General features: G+C 55.6%; 22 protein-coding genes and 1 pseudogene. 4 read left to right on the top strand and 19 right to left on the bottom strand.

The window, feature by feature from the left end; genetic code table 11:
• Positions 1–38: 38 nt before the first annotated feature.
• The gene (yodD, locus tag C6A40_RS20130) at positions 39–266 is read right to left on the bottom strand and encodes a YodD family peroxide/acid resistance protein (protein WP_008500310.1); all 228 of its coding nucleotides are present in this window, start codon (positions 264–266) and stop codon (positions 39–41) included.
• A gap of 136 nt (positions 267–402) precedes the next feature.
• Between yodD and dsrB the strand changes: the two genes are divergently transcribed.
• Complete coding sequence (gene dsrB / locus C6A40_RS25130) at positions 403–591, top strand: protein DsrB (protein ID WP_008500312.1); 189 nt, start codon at positions 403–405, stop codon at positions 589–591.
• Between the two features lie 107 nt (positions 592–698).
• Here dsrB and rcsA read toward each other — a convergent pair whose 3' ends face one another.
• The 14 genes and pseudogenes from rcsA to fliF all read right to left on the bottom strand — a co-directional run bounded on the left by rcsA (position 699) and on the right by fliF (position 12233).
• Positions 699–1322 carry a transcriptional regulator RcsA gene (rcsA, locus tag C6A40_RS20140; RefSeq protein WP_008500313.1) on the bottom strand — a complete coding sequence of 208 codons (624 nt, stop codon included), beginning with the start codon at positions 1320–1322 and terminating at the stop codon, positions 699–701.
• A 287-nt stretch (positions 1323–1609) separates the two neighbouring features.
• Positions 1610–2402, bottom strand: a pseudogene (gene fliR, locus C6A40_RS20145) (flagellar biosynthetic protein FliR); the annotation flags it as partial.
• Positions 2403–2409: 7 nt separating this feature from the next.
• On the bottom strand, positions 2410–2679 hold the full coding sequence (fliQ, locus tag C6A40_RS20150; protein ID WP_008500315.1) for a flagellar biosynthesis protein FliQ: 270 nt from the start codon (positions 2677–2679) through the stop codon (positions 2410–2412).
• A gap of 9 nt (positions 2680–2688) precedes the next feature.
• The gene (gene fliP / locus C6A40_RS20155) at positions 2689–3426 is read right to left on the bottom strand and encodes a flagellar type III secretion system pore protein FliP (protein ID WP_008500316.1); all 738 of its coding nucleotides are present in this window, start codon (positions 3424–3426) and stop codon (positions 2689–2691) included.
• A complete protein-coding gene (gene fliO, locus C6A40_RS20160) occupies positions 3426–3800 on the bottom strand; it encodes a flagellar biosynthetic protein FliO (protein ID WP_032663259.1) in 375 nt (124 codons plus the stop codon). The genes fliP and fliO overlap by 1 nt, the downstream gene beginning before the upstream one ends.
• A gap of 2 nt (positions 3801–3802) precedes the next feature.
• Complete coding sequence (fliN, locus tag C6A40_RS20165; RefSeq protein ID WP_008500318.1) at positions 3803–4216, bottom strand: flagellar motor switch protein FliN; 414 nt, start codon at positions 4214–4216, stop codon at positions 3803–3805.
• A complete protein-coding gene (gene fliM, locus C6A40_RS20170; RefSeq protein WP_008500320.1) occupies positions 4213–5217 on the bottom strand; it encodes a flagellar motor switch protein FliM in 1005 nt (334 codons plus the stop codon). The genes fliN and fliM overlap by 4 nt, the downstream gene beginning before the upstream one ends.
• Before the next feature lie 4 nt (positions 5218–5221).
• Complete coding sequence (gene fliL, locus C6A40_RS20175) at positions 5222–5692, bottom strand: flagellar basal body-associated protein FliL (RefSeq protein ID WP_021241388.1); 471 nt, start codon at positions 5690–5692, stop codon at positions 5222–5224.
• Between the two features lie 106 nt (positions 5693–5798).
• A complete protein-coding gene (gene fliK / locus C6A40_RS20180) occupies positions 5799–7031 on the bottom strand; it encodes a flagellar hook length control protein FliK (RefSeq protein WP_045336389.1) in 1233 nt (410 codons plus the stop codon).
• Positions 7028–7471, bottom strand: a complete 444-nt coding sequence (fliJ, locus tag C6A40_RS20185; protein WP_021241386.1) for a flagellar export protein FliJ — start codon at positions 7469–7471, stop codon at positions 7028–7030. The genes fliK and fliJ overlap by 4 nt, the downstream gene beginning before the upstream one ends.
• A gap of 21 nt (positions 7472–7492) precedes the next feature.
• Positions 7493–8863, bottom strand: coding sequence for a flagellar protein export ATPase FliI (gene fliI / locus C6A40_RS20190; protein ID WP_008500325.1), 1371 nt, complete (start codon positions 8861–8863; stop codon positions 7493–7495).
• Positions 8863–9570: a flagellar assembly protein FliH gene (gene fliH / locus C6A40_RS20195; protein WP_008500326.1), complete on the bottom strand. Its 708-nt coding sequence runs from the start codon at positions 9568–9570 to the stop codon at positions 8863–8865. The genes fliI and fliH overlap by 1 nt, the downstream gene beginning before the upstream one ends.
• On the bottom strand, positions 9563–10561 hold the full coding sequence (fliG, locus tag C6A40_RS20200; RefSeq protein ID WP_008500327.1) for a flagellar motor switch protein FliG: 999 nt from the start codon (positions 10559–10561) through the stop codon (positions 9563–9565). Before fliG ends, fliH begins: the two co-directional genes overlap by 8 nt.
• The gene (gene fliF / locus C6A40_RS20205; protein WP_021241384.1) at positions 10554–12233 is read right to left on the bottom strand and encodes a flagellar basal-body MS-ring/collar protein FliF; all 1680 of its coding nucleotides are present in this window, start codon (positions 12231–12233) and stop codon (positions 10554–10556) included. Before fliF ends, fliG begins: the two co-directional genes overlap by 8 nt.
• 228 nt (positions 12234–12461) lie before the next feature.
• Between fliF and fliE the strand changes: the two genes are divergently transcribed.
• On the top strand, positions 12462–12776 hold the full coding sequence (gene fliE, locus C6A40_RS20210) for a flagellar hook-basal body complex protein FliE (RefSeq protein WP_008500329.1): 315 nt from the start codon (positions 12462–12464) through the stop codon (positions 12774–12776).
• Positions 12777–12850: 74 nt separating this feature from the next.
• Entirely contained in the window at positions 12851–13264 is a 414-nt protein-coding gene (gene yedD, locus C6A40_RS20215; RefSeq protein WP_023293875.1) for a lipoprotein YedD, read from the top strand.
• A gap of 93 nt (positions 13265–13357) precedes the next feature.
• Here the strand turns inward: yedD and amyA are convergent, their stop codons facing one another.
• From amyA to fliD, 4 genes are all read right to left on the bottom strand, one after another.
• Positions 13358–14845 (bottom strand): alpha-amylase, encoded by a 1488-nt coding sequence (gene amyA / locus C6A40_RS20220; protein WP_045337448.1) that lies wholly within the window; start codon positions 14843–14845, stop codon positions 13358–13360.
• 103 nt (positions 14846–14948) lie between these two features.
• Positions 14949–15308, bottom strand: coding sequence for a flagella biosynthesis regulatory protein FliT (gene fliT, locus C6A40_RS20225; protein ID WP_021241381.1), 360 nt, complete (start codon positions 15306–15308; stop codon positions 14949–14951).
• Complete coding sequence (fliS, locus tag C6A40_RS20230; RefSeq protein ID WP_021241380.1) at positions 15308–15718, bottom strand: flagellar export chaperone FliS; 411 nt, start codon at positions 15716–15718, stop codon at positions 15308–15310. Before fliS ends, fliT begins: the two co-directional genes overlap by 1 nt.
• A gap of 24 nt (positions 15719–15742) precedes the next feature.
• Positions 15743–17146: a flagellar filament capping protein FliD gene (fliD, locus tag C6A40_RS20235; protein WP_023293879.1), complete on the bottom strand. Its 1404-nt coding sequence runs from the start codon at positions 17144–17146 to the stop codon at positions 15743–15745.
• Positions 17147–17384: 238 nt separating this feature from the next.
• Between fliD and C6A40_RS20240 the strand changes: the two genes are divergently transcribed.
• The coding region (locus C6A40_RS20240; RefSeq protein ID WP_446717786.1) for a flagellin N-terminal helical domain-containing protein at positions 17385–17491 on the top strand (107 nt) is incomplete at its 3' end.

The following is a 17491-nucleotide window of genomic DNA, read 5'->3' on the forward strand; positions in this document are numbered from 1 at the left end:
TGATCCCGGTCATCCCCATGACCGGGATTTTTTTCGCCCTAACGATTGGCTTCCGACACGCTAAAGTCGTGAATATCGAGCTCGAAGGCCTCGGCCAGCTCGCGATAGGTGTGATAATCCCTTCCGTTGACAATGACGCGGTCCGAATTGTCGTCCGAGCGGCGGACTTCTGACTCGCTGATCTCATTGATGGCGGCCAGCAGGGCATCGACATCCACCTCGACTTCGCGCTTGATGGTATCGCTGTACTCTTTATCGGTCTTCATTGCGGGACTCCTCTTTCAACCTGCAAACGTGTCCAGGGTTAAGTATAGCCTGTGCATAAAAACGCCATTCACGCCGGGCGGCGATGTGCGTTTTTGCGTTTTGTTCTACACTGGCTCAAAACCAGAGGAGGAATGTATGAAGGTCAACGATCGGGTAACCGTTAAAACGGACGGTGGGCCGCGCCGCCCGGGTGTGGTGCTGGCAATTGAAGAGTTTAGCGAAGGTACAATGTACCTGGTATCACTGGAAGACTACCCGCTCGGCATTTGGTTTTTTAACGAACTGGGGCATCCGGACGGTATTTTTGTAGAGAAAGCAGACTAGCACGGCGTCGGGTAGCACATTGCGTGCCCGACACCCGCTGTAAAAGCAAAAATCTCTGGCCAGGCCAGAGATCAAAGGTAGGGTGCACAGGGTCTTTTCTTAAGCGACTAACGCATGTTGACGAAAATCCCGTTCGTCACATTATCGGTCAGGCGTACCACGTGGTAGATCACTTGCTTATTATGCGTTTTAATTTTCCGTTTAATATTTCCTTTGTGTGATGAAACGGTTTTCGCTTTAATATTCATCTGGTCGGAGATCTGAATAGTTCCTTGTCCCGCCATCCACATTCGCAGCATACTTGATTCAGTCCTGCTTAATGATAGGGTGGGTAAGTTAACCGCTCCTACATTTTTAACTTCTTTATTCAAATAATCACCCAAAATGTCATCCAGCGACTCGGGTTTAATCGATTTAGAACTGATCAATAAATTTTTACGGACCAACAAATACTCATCGAAATGGATATTCGCGATGGCCATAAAAACAATAAACAGGGTTTTTGGATGCTGATTAATGATTTGCTTAATGTGCTGACTGTTGGCTGGATCGTGAATGAAACAGTCCTCATTAATAAACACCACGCCTGGTTTAAGTTCGTCACAAGCGGCTGCGAGTTCGTCAACGGTGTGTGCATCGTTGATGTCTCTCTTTCTTACCCCTCTGCTTGCCAGGTACCCGGTTAACCCTAGCCGGGTGTAGCTGCATAAATCCATAATGATCGTTGACATGGCATACCCTCACTCAATGCGTAACGATAATTCACCATCTGCCTGAGAGCTCAAAACAGCCATACGGGATGGAAAAAAATAATAAACCTGTGAGCATGACAAAGACTTTCAGGCGGACTCACTATCCCGTAAAGTTACGTATAATTTGCCAGGAATCTTCTTAAAGTAAAGTAAATATTAAGTATTGTGAGGTGGTTAGAAACAATTAAACCGCGTCAGATATATCCTGGAAGATGTTTTTCGCGTTTTATTTTAGGAATATCCTCAGAAAGACAGTAACAACAGTGCGGGCTATTATTTACGTGGCAGTTCGCTAACAATATCCGCTAACAGGTTGAATATCTCGCCGAATAAATGTTCACAGAAGGGAGCGATAAGTGGCATCAGTAATGACATTAATAAAATTCCGACCGTCAGCGTCAGCGGAAAACCAATGACAAACACCGAAAGCTGCGGTGCCATTCGGTTGAGTAAACCTAACGCCAGGTTGACGGTCAGCAGCAGGGTGATGATCGGCAGCGCCAGCATCAGCCCGTTGAGGAAGATCAGCCCCGCCGCGCGGGTGAGGGCCAGAAACGCATTGCTGTTCACCGGATTTTCGCCAATCGGCAGCGTATGGAACGTGTCCACCAGCATGGAGATAAGCCACAGATGGCCGTTGAACGACAGGAACAGCAGCATGGCGAGCAGATCGATAATGCGCGCCAGCACGGGCATGTTGAGATGACTGCCGGGATCGACAAACGTGGCGAACGATAGCCCCATCTGCAGGCCAATCAGTTCCCCCGCGGTACGCACCGCGGCAAAGGCGAGCTGCATGGTAAAGCCAACGGCGACGCCAATCATCACCTGCTGCAGGGCCACCCATACCGCATTCGCCGAGAAGATCGGAATATCCACCGGCGGAAGAGACGGGGCGACGATAATGGAGATGATGATGCCCAGCCCCACTTTGACACGCTTAGGGATCGATTTCTCGCTGAGAATGGGGGCGGTGGAGATCAGCGCCATGATGCGAAGCATCGGCCAGAAATAGACGCCGAGCCACTGAACCCACTGGTCGCTGGTGAAGTGCAGCATCGTCAGGTCAGCCGATGATGTACGGCAGGTTGGTAAACAGGTTGCGCATATAGTCCAGCAGCAGGTTCAGCATCCACGGCCCGGCCACGATAATCGCCACGAACACGGCGATGATTTTCGGGATGAATGACAGCGTCATTTCGTTAATCTGCGTGGCGGCCTGGAGAATACTGATAATCAGACCGGTAACCAGCGCGACAAGCAGCAGCGGCGCGGCAACGGCAATCGCGATTTTCATCGCCTCCGTGCCCATCATCATGACCGATTCGGGTGTCATTGCCGTTCCTTAACTGTAGAAACTCTGCGCCAGCGAGCTGACCAGCAGCTGCCAGCCGTCGACCAGCACAAAGAGCATGATCTTAAAGGGCAGGGCGATGGTCGCGGGCGGCACCATCATCATCCCGAGTGCCATCAGGACGCTGGCGATCACCAGGTCGATAATCAGGAACGGAATAAAGATGGTAAAGCCAATCTGGAATGCGGTTTTCAGCTCGCTGGTCACATAGGCGGGCAGCAGAATACGCATGGGTACCGCTTCCGGTCCCTGCAGCTCGCCGGTGTTGGACAGGCGGGCAAAGAGGGCCAGATCCGCTTCGCGCGTCTGGCGCAGCATAAATTCCCGCAGCGGCTGCGCGCCTTTATCCAGCGCTTCCTGCATGGAGATTTTATCTTCGCTGAACGGCTGGTAGGCGTCGGTGTAAATCTTATCGATCACCGGCGACATAATGAAAAAGGTCAAAAACAGCGCCAGCCCGAGCAGAACCTGGTTTGGCGGAGCGGAAGGGGTGCCGAGCGCGTTTCGCAGCAGACCAAAAACGATGATGATGCGGGTGAAGCTGGTCATCATCAGCAGGATGGCCGGAATAAACGTCAGCGAGGTGATGAACACCAGCGTCTGAACCGGAAGCGACCAGCTTTGGCCGCCGCCCGCGAGCGGGGTAGAAACCAGACCGGGCAGTTGCGCATAGACCGCGGGAGCAAACAGGCCAACGCCCGCAAGCGTCAGGGATAACAAACGGCGCATCAGGATCTCCCGGAACGCTTAAGCAAACTCTTCATCACGGACTGGAAATCCGCAGGGGCCTCTGCACGCTCGTCCACCACAACAGGGGCGGGCGGCAGTTTATGTAACACGCTGATGTTTGACGCCGTGACGCCCAGGACCAGGCGCGCATCGTCCACCTCGACGATGACCACGCGTTCACGCGGCCCCAGCGTGGTGCTGGCGCTGACCTTCAGCCCGCGGGCACCGGCGGTTTTCCCCGCCAGGCCAAAGCGCTTCGCCAGCCAGGCGGCGATAAGAATAAAGGCAATAATACCGAACAACGCCCCGCTCACCTGGAGCAGAGGCGAGCCGGGAACGGCAGAAGGTTGCGATACTGTTGCCTGGGTTTTCATGCTTAACGGCTCAGACGACGCATACGTTCAGACGGGGTAATGATGTCGGTGATGCGTACGCCGTATTTATCGGCCACCACCACCACTTCACCCTGAGCAATCAGATAGCCGTTGATCAGGATATCCAGCGGCTCGCCGGCCAGGCCGTCAAGGGCTACTACGGAGCCCTGCGTCAGGCGCAGCAGCTCTTTAATGGTCATGCGGGTACGTCCCAGCTCAACGGTCAGCTTAACCGGGATATCCATAATCAGGTCGATATCCTGCAGCGTGCCGCTGACATCACCGCCGCCGAGCTGCTGGAATACGGCATCCGCTGCGCTTTTGGCCGGGGTCGCTTTTTGCTCGTTTAACGCGTCAGCCCACAGATCGTCCAGTGCTCCGCTGTTTTCATCGGACGGATTGTTCATGTCACTCATTTGGGCTGTTCCTCATTCAGCGAATTCAAAATCGGGTTGATCAAGTGCTCAACGCGTAACGCATACTGACCGTTAATCGTGCCGTACTGGCTTGTCAGCACGGGGACACCATCCACATGGGCAATAATGCGGTCGGGTTTTTCTATCGGCAAAACATCACCGGGTTGTAATTTCAGGATCTGTGATAACCGCAGCGGGATATCGGCGAAGCTCGCCACCAGCTCAAGCTGCGAATGCTGGACCTGGCGGACCAGGTTTTCACGCCAGTTCTGGTCTTCGTTGCGGGAGTTCTCCAGCGGCGGGTTAACCAGCAGCTCGCGCAGCGGTTCGATCATGCTGAACGGCAGGCAGATGTTGAACTCGCCGGTCAGGTTACCGATCTCCACGTGGAACGGCGTGTTCACGACGATATCGTTCGGGGAGGTGGTGATATTGGTAAATTTCACCTGCATCTCAGAACGGACGTACTCCACTTCCAGCGGGTTAATCGCTTTCCACGCGTCGCTGTAGGACTCCAGCGCCAGCTTCAGCATGCGGTTAATGACGCGCTGTTCGGTGTGGGTGAATTCGCGACCTTCTACTTTGGTCGGGAAACGCCCGTCGCCGCCGAACAGGTTATCCACCGCGATGAACACCAGGCTTGGGGAAAACACCACCAGACCGGTGCCGCGCAGCGGCTTCAGATGAATCAGGTTAAGGTTGGTTGGCACCGGCAGGTTGCGGGCAAACTCGTGATACGGCTGAATGCGGATCGCACCGACCGTAATATCCGGGCTACGACGCAGCAGGTTAAACAGCCCCATACGGAACTGACGTGCAAAACGTTCGTTAATGATCTCCAGCGCCTGCAGACGTTCACGTACCACGCGACGCTGGGTATTCGGGTCATAGGGACGAATATCGCTATCGCCGCCAATACCCGGTTGCGGATCATCACTTTTATCGCTGTCGCCGTTGAGCAGCGCATCGATTTCTGCCTGAGAAAGAATACTGTCGCCCATGTCGTTACCGCAGAATGAAGGCTGTATACAGAACGTCAGTGACTTCCTGCTTAGGTTGGCCGTTTACCAGCGGGGTCGCCAGCGTTTGTTTAATGGCGTCGACCAGCTTTTGCTTACCCACATCGGTGGCCAGCGCCGAAGCGTCCTGACGAGAGAACAGCAGCAGAAGGCGGCTACGCACCTCCGGAAGATAATCATTCAGACGCGCGCGCGTGGCTTCATCCTTCAGGCGCAGCGTAATACCGACATACAGCACACGATCCGCGTCACCGAGGTTCACGGTGAAGGTGTCCAGAGGGAAAAATACCGGCGCCGGCGGTGGTGCAGGTTCGGCTTTGGCCGCAGCGGTCGAAGGTTCCTGCTGCATACGCCAGTAACTATAGCCCGCGGTAGCGCAGGCGGCGAGCGTGATCAACACCAGCAGCGGGATCCAGATGGAACGCTTACTTTTTTTGGTGATAGCGGAGTCAGTCATCTGATACGAGCTTCCTGTTTCGGTACAGCTTAATAAGGTGATTATCCCGTGTCCTGCTGTCGTCAAAGCGTGGAAAAGACGGGGATAATCACGCTACCTCTGGCGTTTAGGCGAAGATGTCTACGGCACTGTTACCGCGCGCGGCGGATTGCAGAGCGGCAGGGACAGGCAGTAACTCATCGCTCTCGTCATTAAAGCCGCCGGTGTTGCCGGAACGCGAAGCCTGGTGCTGCTGCTGGGATGAGGACTGCTGCTGCCCGGCAAAGCTCTCGCTGCTGACGCTGCTTTGCGCAAGCTGAATGCCGTTCTCCGCCAGTGAGGTTCGCAGGACCGGCAGCGCGGCTTCCAGCGCCGCACGGACATGGCTGTGCGCAGAAACCATCTGCAGCTGCGCCTGGTTATCATCCAGCTTAAGCGAAATTTGCACCTGACCCAGATCTTCCGGGTGCAGACGCAGCTCGGCTGTCTGCTGGCCCTGTTTAGTGAACAGGGTGATGTGCTGGCTCAGGGACTGCTGCCATTCATGCGTACCCAGAGGCTGGCTTAACACCGGCGCGGTGGCGACGGTGGCGGCTGTCTGACTGGTCGCATGGCTGGACATAATCGGTGCCAGGGTCGCCGTCGGTGAGGCTGAGGAGGAGGAACTGGCAAGCTCCTGCTTCTCTGCCGTTGCGGCCACGGCCGGCGTGGCCGGCGCGTTACCCGACAGGGCCGGGTCGCTGTTTTTCGCCTGGCTCTGATAAGGCGCAGCACTCTGGGCTTTATCATGGCTTCCCGTAAGCGCGTTCAGGGACGGCTGGCCCGCGCCGTTTTGCGTCAGCGTCGCTGAACTCAGCGTTGCGGTGGCGGACACACCGTCACTGCCTGCCGCACGTGAGGTGCTGGTCTGCTGGTGCGGCAGCATCGCCATCAGCGCGCTTAACCCGGCCAGCTCCTCTTCGCTCAGCTCGCTTTTGCCGTCATCTTTGCTGTTGACCGCATTAAGCGTTTTCAGGGCATCACCCTTTGACAGCGGCACCAGCCCGGTTACCAGCGTATCAAGCGACGTGACGGGCGACGTTTCATCGCCATTCAGCGCAGTTTGACGTGAGAGCAGGTCGGCAATTTTGGCCTGCAGGGTGGTATCCCCTTTGGCGTCCTGAGCAACGTGGGACAGCTTGCTGCCGGCGGCTTTCAGGTCAGCCAGCGTCAGGGGCGCATCGTTGCCCTTGCCCGTCGCGTCCGACAGGGCGCCCGCGAGCAGCGCGAGAAAGTCCTGTGCACCGTCGGTGCCTTTTCCTGTCTGCGTACCGCCTGACAGGTCGCTGTCGCTCATCAGCAGTTGTTGCAGTGTGATCATTCCGGTTTCCTCATTGATGCGCGCTGGGCAAACTCATCCATTTTTTTCTGATCCAGGCGGTTTTCCGCCAGGGTCGTTGCCGCAATCTGTCGGTCCTGTAAGGTCTGCCAGGCCTGCAGTCGCTGCTTCTTCTCGCGCCAGAAATTCAGCGCGGTATCGACTTTCTGGGTCCACTGGTGAAGCTGCTGGCGATGCTGATCTATCGCCTTCTCCAGCGTCTGGATAAACTGCTGATAGTTAATCCAGCGCTGGCTTCCAATGCCCTGTGTCATATCGGTATTGAGGTTGGTGCGATATTCATGCTGATAGTCGATTAACATCTTCAACTGTTCTTCAGCCTGCTGGCACCCGCGTCGCATTGCGCCAAGCTGCAATGCGGCATCATCAACTTCTTTTTCAGCCAGATCTTTCAGCGTTGATAACGCGCTGTTTTGCGCCATGACCTTCGCCCTCCACCTGTGTTACACCTGCGGGAAAATCAGCTCCAGAGCCTGAATTGAATCTTCCCAGTCGGCACGTTCAAAAATGCCTTGTTGCAAAAATGCCTCCAGCTGCGGCCACAGGGTAATCGCTTTGTCGAGCATCGGGTCGCTGCCTTTGGCATACGCCCCCACGCTGACCAGATCGCGGTTGCGCTGGAAGCTGGAGAGGAGTTGTTTAAAGTTACGCACGCGGGCGTAGTGTTTCTCGGTTATCAGCGCGGTCATCGCGCGGCTGATAGAGGCTTCAATATCTATCGCCGGATAGTGTCCGGCTTCGGCCAGACGACGAGACAGCACGATATGACCGTCAAGGATCGCGCGCGCGGAGTCGGCAATCGGATCCTGCTGGTCATCGCCTTCGGTCAGCACCGTATAGAACGCGGTGATGGAGCCGCCGCCGCTGATGCCGTTCCCCGCACGTTCCACCAGGGCAGGGAGTTTGGCGAAGACCGAAGGCGGGTAGCCTTTGGTCGCCGGTGGCTCACCGATAGCCAGCGCGATTTCACGCTGCGCCATCGCGTAGCGGGTCAGCGAATCCATGATCAGCAGCACGTGCTTGCCGCGGTCACGAAAATCTTCGGCGATGCGGGTGGCATAGGCTGCCCCCTGCATACGCAGTAACGGCGACACGTCCGCCGGTGCGGCAATGACCACCGAGCGGGCACGGCCTTCCGCACCCAGAATGTTTTCAATAAAGTCTTTTACTTCACGACCGCGCTCGCCGATCAGGCCCACGACGATAACGTCCGCCTGGGTGTAGCGCGCCATCATGCCAAGCAGGACGGATTTACCCACGCCTGACCCGGCGAAGAGGCCCATACGTTGCCCGCGTCCCACGGTCAGCAGGGCGTTTATCGGTCGCACGCCGGTGTCGAGCACATGCTCGATAGGGGTACGCTGCAGGGGGTTAAACGGCTGGGTAATTAATGCGCCGGTTTCGGTAGTGTCCGGGGAGGGCAGCCCGTCGAGCGGCTTCCCGCTGCCGTCCAGCACGCGACCCAGCAGGGCAGGACCAAGCGGCAGCTGTTTCCCGCTTTGCAGCCCATCGCCGGACGTGTTTTTGGCATACACGCGCGCGCCGGGCAGAATACCTTCCACCTCTTCAAGCGGCATCAGGAACAGGCGCTGGCCGTTGAACCCGACCACTTCGCTTTCTACTTCACGCGTTTCAAGACCGTCCTGACGCTCAATCACGCAGGTCGCGCCCAGCGGAAGCTGCAGGCCGGTGGCCTCCAGGACCAGACCGGTGGCGCGCGTCAGCCGCCCATAACGACGAACAGAGGGCAGTTGCGCCATCTTCGTCTCAAAGTTGTCGAGCGTGGTGAGCCAGCGGGTGAGGCGTGCGGTCATCAGACGACTCCCGGTGCCGCCAGGCGACACAGTTCCTGCCAGCGGGTGGCGACGCTGGCATCCAGATCGCCTTCATCGGCTGAGACTTTGCAGCCGCCGTGATGTAACGACGGGTCGCCGCGCAGACGCCAGCCGTGCAGGTTTAGCGTCGCGCCAAGGCTCTCTTCCACGCGCTGCAGGTCGTCCGGGTGGACGCGCAGCTGCGGCTTCCCGCTGAACAGCGGCTCCTGCTGCAGCAGACCCTGAATTTGTTTGATTAGCGCGGTGTTATCCACCACGGGCGTCTGGCCGATCACCTGACGCGCGGCTTCCAGCGCCATCTGCATCAGTCGCGAGGCAATCACGCTGTCCAGCGCGTCCAGCGTGTGCTGAAACTCGCTGACCAGCTGCTGCATGCGGGCATGGATCGGCGCCTGCTGCTGGCGCGCCTGATCGATACCGTGCTCTAACCCTTTCGCCAGGCCTTCCTGATACCCCAGCTCGTGGCCTTTCTGCCGGCCTTCGTTCAGACCGGCATTGTAGCCCTGCTCGTGCGCCTGCATTTGCAGCTGAGCCAGCATTTGCGCCTGCTGCTCCTCTTCGCTCAGCTCGGGCTGCTCGACGTCCGGGTCAAGCGCCTCGGTCGGGATCGCGGCTGGCGTGAACTCGGAGAGGGGAGGGGCCAGATCGTCCGGCGTCCAGCGCTTCCACGGCAGCTCATTAGACATAGGTGTCGTCTCCGCTGCCAATCACCATCTCGCCGGTTTCCGCCAGACGACGAACAATAAGCAGAATGGCTTTCTGTTCGTTTTCCACCTGAGACAGACGAACCGGACCACGGTTGGCAAGGTCGTCGCGCAGGATATCGGCCGCACGCTGAGACATGTTGCGCAGGAACTTCTCGCGCAGCGGCTGCTCGGCGCCTTTGAGGGCGATAAGCAGCGACTCGGAATCCACTTCCTGGAGCAGGCGCTGGATGCTGCGGTCGTCCACTTCGACGAGGTTTTCGAACAGGAACATCTCGTCGATGATTTTCTGTGCCAGCTCGCCGTCGAATTCGCGAACCGCCGTAATGACGGCCTCTTCCTGCTGCGTTTTCATCAGGTTGATGATTTCTGCCGCCGTTCTCACGCCGCCCATTTTGCTGCGCTTGAGGTTCTGGCCGTCGAGCAGGTTGTTCAGCACCTCGGTCAGCTCCGCCAGCGCGGCAGGCTGAACGCCGCCGAAGGTGGCGATACGCAGCATCACATCGTGACGCAGACGCTCTTCGAACAGCGCCAGAATATCGGCCGCCTGACCACGTTTGAGGTGGACAAGGATGGTGGCGATAATCTGCGGGTGCTCGTCGCGAATAAGGTCGGCGGCACTCTGCGGTTCCATAAAGTTAAGCGTTTCGATACCGCTGGCGGTATCGCGCGTTTCCAGAATGTCTTCCAGCAGGCTGGCGGCACGCTCTTCGCCCAGCGCCTTGACCAGCACGGAACGCAGATAGTCGTTGGCGTTGACGTTGAGCGCGGCAAACTGTTCGGCTTCCTGCTCAAACTCCGACAGCACTTCGGTCAGCTGCTTGTTGGAAATTTGACGCACGTTGGCCATCGCCGCACTGAGAATTTGCACTTCCCGCTGGGAGAGGTGTTTAAACACCTCCGCCGCGCGATCTTCGCCAATGGTCATCAGCAGGATGACGCTTTTATCGGTGCCCGTAAGCGTATTACTCATGTTCGTTACCCATCCACTGACGGATGACCAGCGCCACGACGCGCGGATCGTTATCTGACATTTCGCGAATGCGCTGGCTCATCACCTCGGCACCCATGCGCTGGTTAGCGCGGCGCTGCTGCATCTGTTCATCTTTGCTGAGGCGCACTTCAACCGCTTCTTCCGTTTCCTGACGCGCATTCATCTGCTCGCGAGCCGCTTTTTCGGCTTCAGCACGGCGCTGGAGCTGAGGACGAACGCCCTTGCGCCACAGCAGCCACGCGACAATCAGCACCAGCAGCCAGCGTCCTGCGGACATCAGCTGGTCGATAAACGCCTGCTGTTGCCAGAACGGCAGTTCACCGCCGGTCTCTTCCACCGAGTTGAACGGTGAGTTCACCACGTTGAGGGTATCGCCGCGCTTCTCGGAGTAACCCATCGCTTCACGGGTCAGGTTTTCAATCTGCTTCATCTGCTCGGCGGTCAACGGCAACGGTTTGCCATCCGCCAGCGTTTTGTAGTTCACCACTACCGCAACGGAGAGACGCTGAATATCACCCACGTTCAGTTTAGTGTGGCGAATCGTCCTATCCACTTCGTAGTTCGTGGTTTCGTTACGGCTGCTGTTTCGTGGACCGCTGTTCGTCGCCGTTGAGGTGGTCTGCTGGTTATTCTGCTGGCCGTTCTGCTGATTGGCCGGCGGCGTAGAGATCGGCGCCGCGTTAGCCGGGGCAGGCTGGTTAGACAGCGCGCCTGGCACGCCGCCCGGGTTTGCGCCGCCAATCTGCTCGCTGGTGTTGATCTGGCGCGAACGCATCACCGCCTGCGCCGCATCGCCGTTCGGGCTGTACTGCTCTTCGGTTTGTTCTTTATTCGAGAAGTCGATCTGCGCGGTCACCTGCGCGTGCACGTTGCTGTTGCCCACCACCGGACCCAGGATCGCTTCGATACGACGCTGGAGACGGCTTTCCACATCAGCGGCATATTTCAGCTGCGCGTCATTCAGATCGCGACCGGCGGTATTGGATTGCGTCAGCAGGTGACCGCTCTGGTCAACCAGCGTCACGTTACCCGGCGGCAGACCGGCCACGGCGCTGGAGACGAGATGCGTCACCGCGCTGATTTGCCCTTCGTCCAGCGCGCGGCCTGGCTCAAGGTTCACGGTCACGGAAGCCGAAGGTGATTTCTGTTCGCGGACAAATAAGGAAGGTTTTGGCATCGCCAGGTGCACGCGGGCACTCTTCACCGGGCCTAATGTTTCAATGGTGCGGGCCAGCTCACCTTCCAGCGCACGCTGGTAGTTCACCTGCTCGCTGAACTGGCTGATACCGAATTTTTCCTGATCCAGCAGCTCAAAGCCTACCGCGCCGCCCTTCGGCAGCCCCTGCTGGGCCAGGCGCAGACGCAGTTCGTGCACCTTATCTGCCGGGACCTCCAGCGCACCGCCATTATCGGCAAAGCGATAAGGGATGTTCATCTGGGTCAGCTGGGTGACGATGGCGCCGCCATCCTGATCGGAAAGGTTACTGTAGAGCGTCCGGTAATCAGGGCTTTTCGCCCACAGGACCATCGCTACAAGGATCGCAATTGCGGCAGCGCCTGCCACGATCAACGGGATTTTAGGATTCGCGCGAAGGCGGTTCATCCACTCGAGTGATTTATTCTGCGGCGCTGTCGATGCTGTTGCACTCATTGCGCACCTCTTAAATCCTGGTGGTTTACGTTATTCGTGTAGAGAAACAAAACTGACTCCCGGGTCGGCAAACACGACAAATGTTCCATATTGATGGCCCTGCCATTATTTGATGATTCGTGATTTTCTATGCGTCAAATAACCTGGTTTTTTCATGCTATTTACCGCCATTATCTTATTGACAAGCTGTTAGTCTTGACCGCGTAAAAAACCATCCAGGGGAGAGTCATGGCTATACAGGGCATTGAAGGGGTAATCAGTCAGCTGCAGGCAACGGCGATGACGGCCCGTAATCAGAATGTGGCAGATCAGCAGCCGAGCATCAGCTTTGCAGGGCAACTGCATGCCGCTCTTGACCGTATCAGTGATACCCAGACCGCAGCGCGCACGCAGGCAGAAAAGTTCACCCTCGGCGAGCCGGGCGTGGCGCTGAATGATGTGATGACCGATTTGCAAAAAGCCTCGGTTTCCCTGCAGATGGGGATCCAGGTGCGTAACAAGCTGGTGTCGGCTTATCAAGAGGTCATGGGGATGCAGGTCTAAGACCTGTCGATCTTCGCTGGCAGCCGCAGCGCTTTAATGCCACAATATTTTTTTCTTCGAATGCAGGAAAGATGATGAAAAAAATAGCAATTGCTGGCGCGCTGCTGGCACTGACCGGGTGCGTTCAGGTCGATAATTATAAAGAGGTGATCAAGCATCCTGTCCCGGCGCATCTGGCGGGATACTGGCAGTCAAAAGGGCCGCAGAGCAAAATGGTCAGCCCTGAAGCGATTGCCACGCTGGTGGTGACGGAAGAGGGCGATACGCTGGACTGCCGTCAGTGGCAGCGCGTGATTGCCGTGCCGGGTAAAATCATGCTGCGTTCAGACAGTTATTACAACGTGACGCGCAAGCTGGATATCTATCCGCTGGAGCGCGATGGCTCGACGCTTGAGTACGACGGGCTGGAGCTGCAGAAGGTCGATCGCCCAACGGTTGAGTGTGCCGATTACCTGAGCAAGCATCCGCTGGAGAGTAAACTACCGTAGCCGTTTGTTGCCGGGTGGCGCTGACGCTTACCCGGCCTACAAAAGTGCCTTCCCGTAGGCCGGGTAAGGCGAAGCCGCCACCCGGCATGGTTTCTACAGCGCATCCTCAATTACCCACACGCTCACGCTTCCGCCTTTGCAGGTAAAAGTCCCTTCGCCATCCGCCGCCGTGGTGACCGTTTCTTCGCGATTGCCGAGAAAATCACGCCACGTTTTGTTGCCGTAGTTTTCCCCCAGGCAAATTACCTTCTCGCCGTCGTCCCCGTTCGACATCACCACCACGCAGCCGGGATCGTCTTCCGTGCCGCTGCGGCTGAAGGCGATGCAGTTAGGATGGTCAAAAAAGAGCGTCTGCACGCCGTGGGCAAAACGCTGGCGCGCGAGGATCAGCTCGTGGAGCTGCTCAATCACAGGCATATCAATATGGTACGTTTCACCGTCTCCACCCTTATCGTCATAGCTGGCGCCAAAGAGGTCAGGATAAAAGACGCTCGGCACGCCATTTTCCCGCAGCAGGATCAGCGCATACGCCAGCGGTTTAAACCAGGCTTCGACCGGGGCTTCCAGCGCCTGCAAAGGCTGGGTGTCATGGTTCGCGACGAGGGTCACCGCATGAAACGGATCGGCTTCCACCAGCGTGCCGGTAAAGATTTGGCTCATGTCGTAATCCCGGCCCTGACGTGACGCCTCGTGGAATTTCATCTGCAGGGGGGCATCAAACAGCATGGTTTTGCCTTCGACCTGGTCGATATAGGCCTGAAGTTTATCCACCTCGTGAGACCAGTATTCCGCCACGATAAACAGCGGCTGGTCGGCGACCTCCTGGACGTGCTCAATCCACTCTTTGTAGAACCAGGCGGGAATATGCTTGACGGCGTCCAGACGAAAACCGTCGCAGCGCGTCTGTTCCATGACCCAGCGGGCCCAGTATTTGATCTCCTCGGTGACGGCGTGATTGCGAAAGTCGATATTTTCGCCCATCAGATAGTCGAAGTTACCCATCTCATCATCAACCTGATCGTTCCAGCCTTCGCCGGTGTAGTCGTTGACGATTTTAAAAATGCCGTCTTCATCGGGGTTTTCAATGTGGTCGACGCCGCTGAAGCATTTGTAGTCCCAGATAAACTGGGAATATTGCCCGGCGCGGGCAGGGAAGGTATAGCGGGTCCAGGCTTCACACTCGATGACCTCGTCATCGATTTGCGTGCGATCCTGCTCGTTCACGCGCTGAACGCGGACAGGCTCTTTCTCATCTGCCCCCATTTTGTGGTTCACCACCACGTCCAGCAGCACGGCAATGTCGTTGCGCTTGAGGGCGTCGATGGCTTCCAGCAGCTGCGCTTTGTCACCGTATTTCGTGGCGATACTGCCTTTCTGGTCAAACTCGCCCAGATCGAACAGGTCATAGGAGTCATAGCCGACAGAATACCCGCCTGACGCGCCTTTATAGGCGGGCGGGAGCCAGATCATGTTAATGCCGATTTCGTTAAGATTGGGGGCTAACGCCGTGACCTCTCGCCACAATTCACCGCCAGCAGGGTAGTACCAGTGAAAACATTGTAACAGGGTGGGGTTTTTCATCATCCGTGCTCCATATTGAGAACACAGTGAGTATGGGTGAAATGAGAATAAAACGCGGATGAAATAACAAAATATTATTCATCCGCAAACTACCATATTCAGACTAGAGATCTGATGGAAAGAGAACATTTCCTGATAAACGTCCATATGTTGAGTTCAGATTATGTTGTCTCGACGTCTGTCCAACTAATGCTTTCAGCTCTTCCATACGCTGGTGCAGCAAGGTTTTCAACTCGATTTCATTATCGAGTATTTTTTTCAGAATAGGGCGTATTTGAGCCTGAATATGAGGCGGAATTTCGCTGGCATCCTGGAACATAGTCAGTCTTTCAACTGATGTCAGGTAGTCAACTTCGTAAGCGATAAGCTCATCCCAGCGCCCCGCCTGGGTGAGAACAAGCATAGTGTTACTGGTTGTTAATAACTGCTGATAATGTTGGAGCAAGCCGAGATGGACGTCCATTAGTAATTGTCCCGCATGTTTTGAGAATGAGGGCCTATCTCTTTCCAGGCATCAGCAATATTATTGAGTAACTCCACTACTTCATTAATGGCATTGATGTCGTTATGAAGATTAGCCTGTAAAAGACGCCTGGTCATATAGTCATAAAGACTATCGAGATTTGCCGCCAGGTCGCCACCAATCTCATGGTTTAGACCTGACTGCAAACCGTTACTGATGATATTGATTGCTTTACTTATGGCCTGCCCTTTACCGGGAATATCACCTTGTTCAATCAAAATGATGGCTTTCTTCATAGCGCTTAATGCGCCATCAAAAAGAAGCACAACCAGTTGATGTGGGCTGGCACTCAGAACGGCCGATTCAACGCCGACCTGAGCATATGCCTGAATTCCCGATTTTGTATACATGGTAAAACCTCAATTCATCATTTATTAACGGTTCATGGCGTTGAACTGTTGGGTCAGATAGCTTCCGGTCTGATCCATCTTTGAGACAAGCTGGCTCAGACTGGTAAATTGCGTTTTATAACGTGCCATGGTGGCAGTGATCTGCGCGTTTACGCGATCGTATTCGTCCGACAGTTTTTTCAGCGTCTTGTTGATGCCCGCGGTGGCATTCTGTACGGAACCATCAGTTCCGAGCATGTCTTTCAGCAGACTGCTGGTCTGGGTGGCAAAACCGGTGGTTTTTCCATCGCCGGACAGGAATGCGACGACGTCGGCCGATTTTTCGTTCAGTGCCTTGTTGAGTTTGGTACTGTCCACCGTCAGCTTACCGGTGATATCCTGCGTAATCCCAATCTGCGATAAGGTGGCCAGATCGCCTGAGCCCTGACTAGCCGAAATCATCGAGCGCAGGCGGGTCTGAATATTACGTAGCGTTCCGTCGCCCAACAGGTCACCGTTGCTGCTGTCCTGGTTGGTGCTTCCCTGATCTACCGCCGTATATTTCGTCTGATTGGCAATGGTGGTCTGCAGAGAGTTATACGCATCCACAAAAGCCTGAATGGCATCGGTCATTGGCTGGTTGTCTTTGACAATTGACAATGTCTCCGGGCTGCCTTTATTGGTCTTCGTCAGGTTTAGGGTAACGCCCTCTGGTGCATCCGTGATGGCATTACTGCTACGAACGATCTCGATACCGTTGATATTGACTTTAGCGTCGGCAGCTGGAACCTGTTCACTCATCACATTGGTGGCGCTGGATGGATTGTAGCTGACGTATTGCGCCAGTTGACTATCATCCGTGGTAATGGTCATCTCGTTTGCTGTACCGGTATCACGGGAAGTCAGCGCTAAGTAATAACTGTTGTCATCCGCTTTGATGATGCTGGCGCTTACGCTTCCCTGCTTGGCGTTAATAGCGTCACGCACATCGGCAAGGCTTGTCTTATCGCTCGCCAGGGTGATTGTTAACGGATCTTTCTGCCCCGGCTGAGTGATTGTGAGGGTGCGCGTGCTCATGCTGCTGTCGCCGAGTTCTGTATCCTTGCTGCCGACTTTAGGGCTCAACAGAGACTGCGCTGCCGCCAGTTGCGTAACTTCAACGGAATAAGATCCTGCAGCTGCGCTGCTGGCAAGCGTCGCACTAAACGCTGTGTTAGTGCTGGAAACCTTTGATTGTGCAATAGCAGAGGTATTTTTTAATGCATCTGAAGCAGTCTGTAATTTAGTGAGTGCTGTCTGCACCACCCCCCATGCTGTCAGCTTGGCTTTATATGACGTTTGCTGGGTAGTGATAGGCTTTAGCTTGGTTTGCTCAGCTGTCTGTAAATTGTCATACAACGTATTGAGGTCCAGTGAAGTACCTGCGCCGAGTGAACTAATACTTGCCATTTTTTCATCCTTTATTGAGACAATCGCTGGATGGTCTATCGGCAGAAACGAGAAAAAGATTAGCGTTATTTAAAAAAAACAATGCGTAAATAAAGAGGGAGAAATTCGGGCAGTTTACAGGTTTAAAAAAATGATTTTTTTTCCTAAAGCTTGAGAAAGGGCGGTCGATAACCTCATTGACGGTGAGAAAGCCGTAGGCAGATGCCTAAATCTGATAACTTTTTCAAAGGAATACATCATGGCTGTTATTAATACTAACACCCTGTCTCTGATGACTCAGAACAACCTGAGCAAATCTCAGTCTTCTCTGGGCACCGCGATCGAGCGTCTGTCCTCCGGTCTGCG

Source organism: Enterobacter sp. GER_MD16_1505_Eko_090 (genome assembly GCF_003331015.1).
GTDB lineage: Bacteria > Pseudomonadota > Gammaproteobacteria > Enterobacterales > Enterobacteriaceae > Enterobacter > Enterobacter roggenkampii.

Coding starts and splice junctions, on each gene's coding strand:
- fliN (WP_008500318.1), bottom strand. CDS start 4,216: ATGAGTGACATGAACAATCCGTCCGATGAAAACAGCGGAGCACTGGAC.
- fliM (WP_008500320.1), bottom strand. CDS start 5,217: ATGGGCGACAGTATTCTTTCTCAGGCAGAAATCGATGCGCTGCTCAAC.
- rcsA (WP_008500313.1), bottom strand. CDS start 1,322: ATGTCAACGATCATTATGGATTTATGCAGCTACACCCGGCTAGGGTTA.
- fliI (WP_008500325.1), bottom strand. CDS start 8,863: ATGACCGCACGCCTCACCCGCTGGCTCACCACGCTCGACAACTTTGAG.
- fliE (WP_008500329.1), top strand. CDS start 12,462: ATGGCTATACAGGGCATTGAAGGGGTAATCAGTCAGCTGCAGGCAACG.
- fliP (WP_008500316.1), bottom strand. CDS start 3,426: ATGCGCCGTTTGTTATCCCTGACGCTTGCGGGCGTTGGCCTGTTTGCT.
- fliS (WP_021241380.1), bottom strand. CDS start 15,718: ATGTATACAAAATCGGGAATTCAGGCATATGCTCAGGTCGGCGTTGAA.
- fliF (WP_021241384.1), bottom strand. CDS start 12,233: ATGAGTGCAACAGCATCGACAGCGCCGCAGAATAAATCACTCGAGTGG.
- yedD (WP_023293875.1), top strand. CDS start 12,851: ATGAAAAAAATAGCAATTGCTGGCGCGCTGCTGGCACTGACCGGGTGC.
- fliK (WP_045336389.1), bottom strand. CDS start 7,031: ATGATCACACTGCAACAACTGCTGATGAGCGACAGCGACCTGTCAGGC.
- yodD (WP_008500310.1), bottom strand. CDS start 266: ATGAAGACCGATAAAGAGTACAGCGATACCATCAAGCGCGAAGTCGAG.
- fliJ (WP_021241386.1), bottom strand. CDS start 7,471: ATGGCGCAAAACAGCGCGTTATCAACGCTGAAAGATCTGGCTGAAAAA.
- fliG (WP_008500327.1), bottom strand. CDS start 10,561: ATGAGTAATACGCTTACGGGCACCGATAAAAGCGTCATCCTGCTGATG.
- dsrB (WP_008500312.1), top strand. CDS start 403: ATGAAGGTCAACGATCGGGTAACCGTTAAAACGGACGGTGGGCCGCGC.
- fliT (WP_021241381.1), bottom strand. CDS start 15,308: ATGGACGTCCATCTCGGCTTGCTCCAACATTATCAGCAGTTATTAACA.
- fliD (WP_023293879.1), bottom strand. CDS start 17,146: ATGGCAAGTATTAGTTCACTCGGCGCAGGTACTTCACTGGACCTCAAT.
- fliH (WP_008500326.1), bottom strand. CDS start 9,570: ATGTCTAATGAGCTGCCGTGGAAGCGCTGGACGCCGGACGATCTGGCC.
- fliQ (WP_008500315.1), bottom strand. CDS start 2,679: ATGACACCCGAATCGGTCATGATGATGGGCACGGAGGCGATGAAAATC.
- amyA (WP_045337448.1), bottom strand. CDS start 14,845: ATGAAAAACCCCACCCTGTTACAATGTTTTCACTGGTACTACCCTGCT.
- fliL (WP_021241388.1), bottom strand. CDS start 5,692: ATGACTGACTCCGCTATCACCAAAAAAAGTAAGCGTTCCATCTGGATC.
- fliO (WP_032663259.1), bottom strand. CDS start 3,800: ATGAAAACCCAGGCAACAGTATCGCAACCTTCTGCCGTTCCCGGCTCG.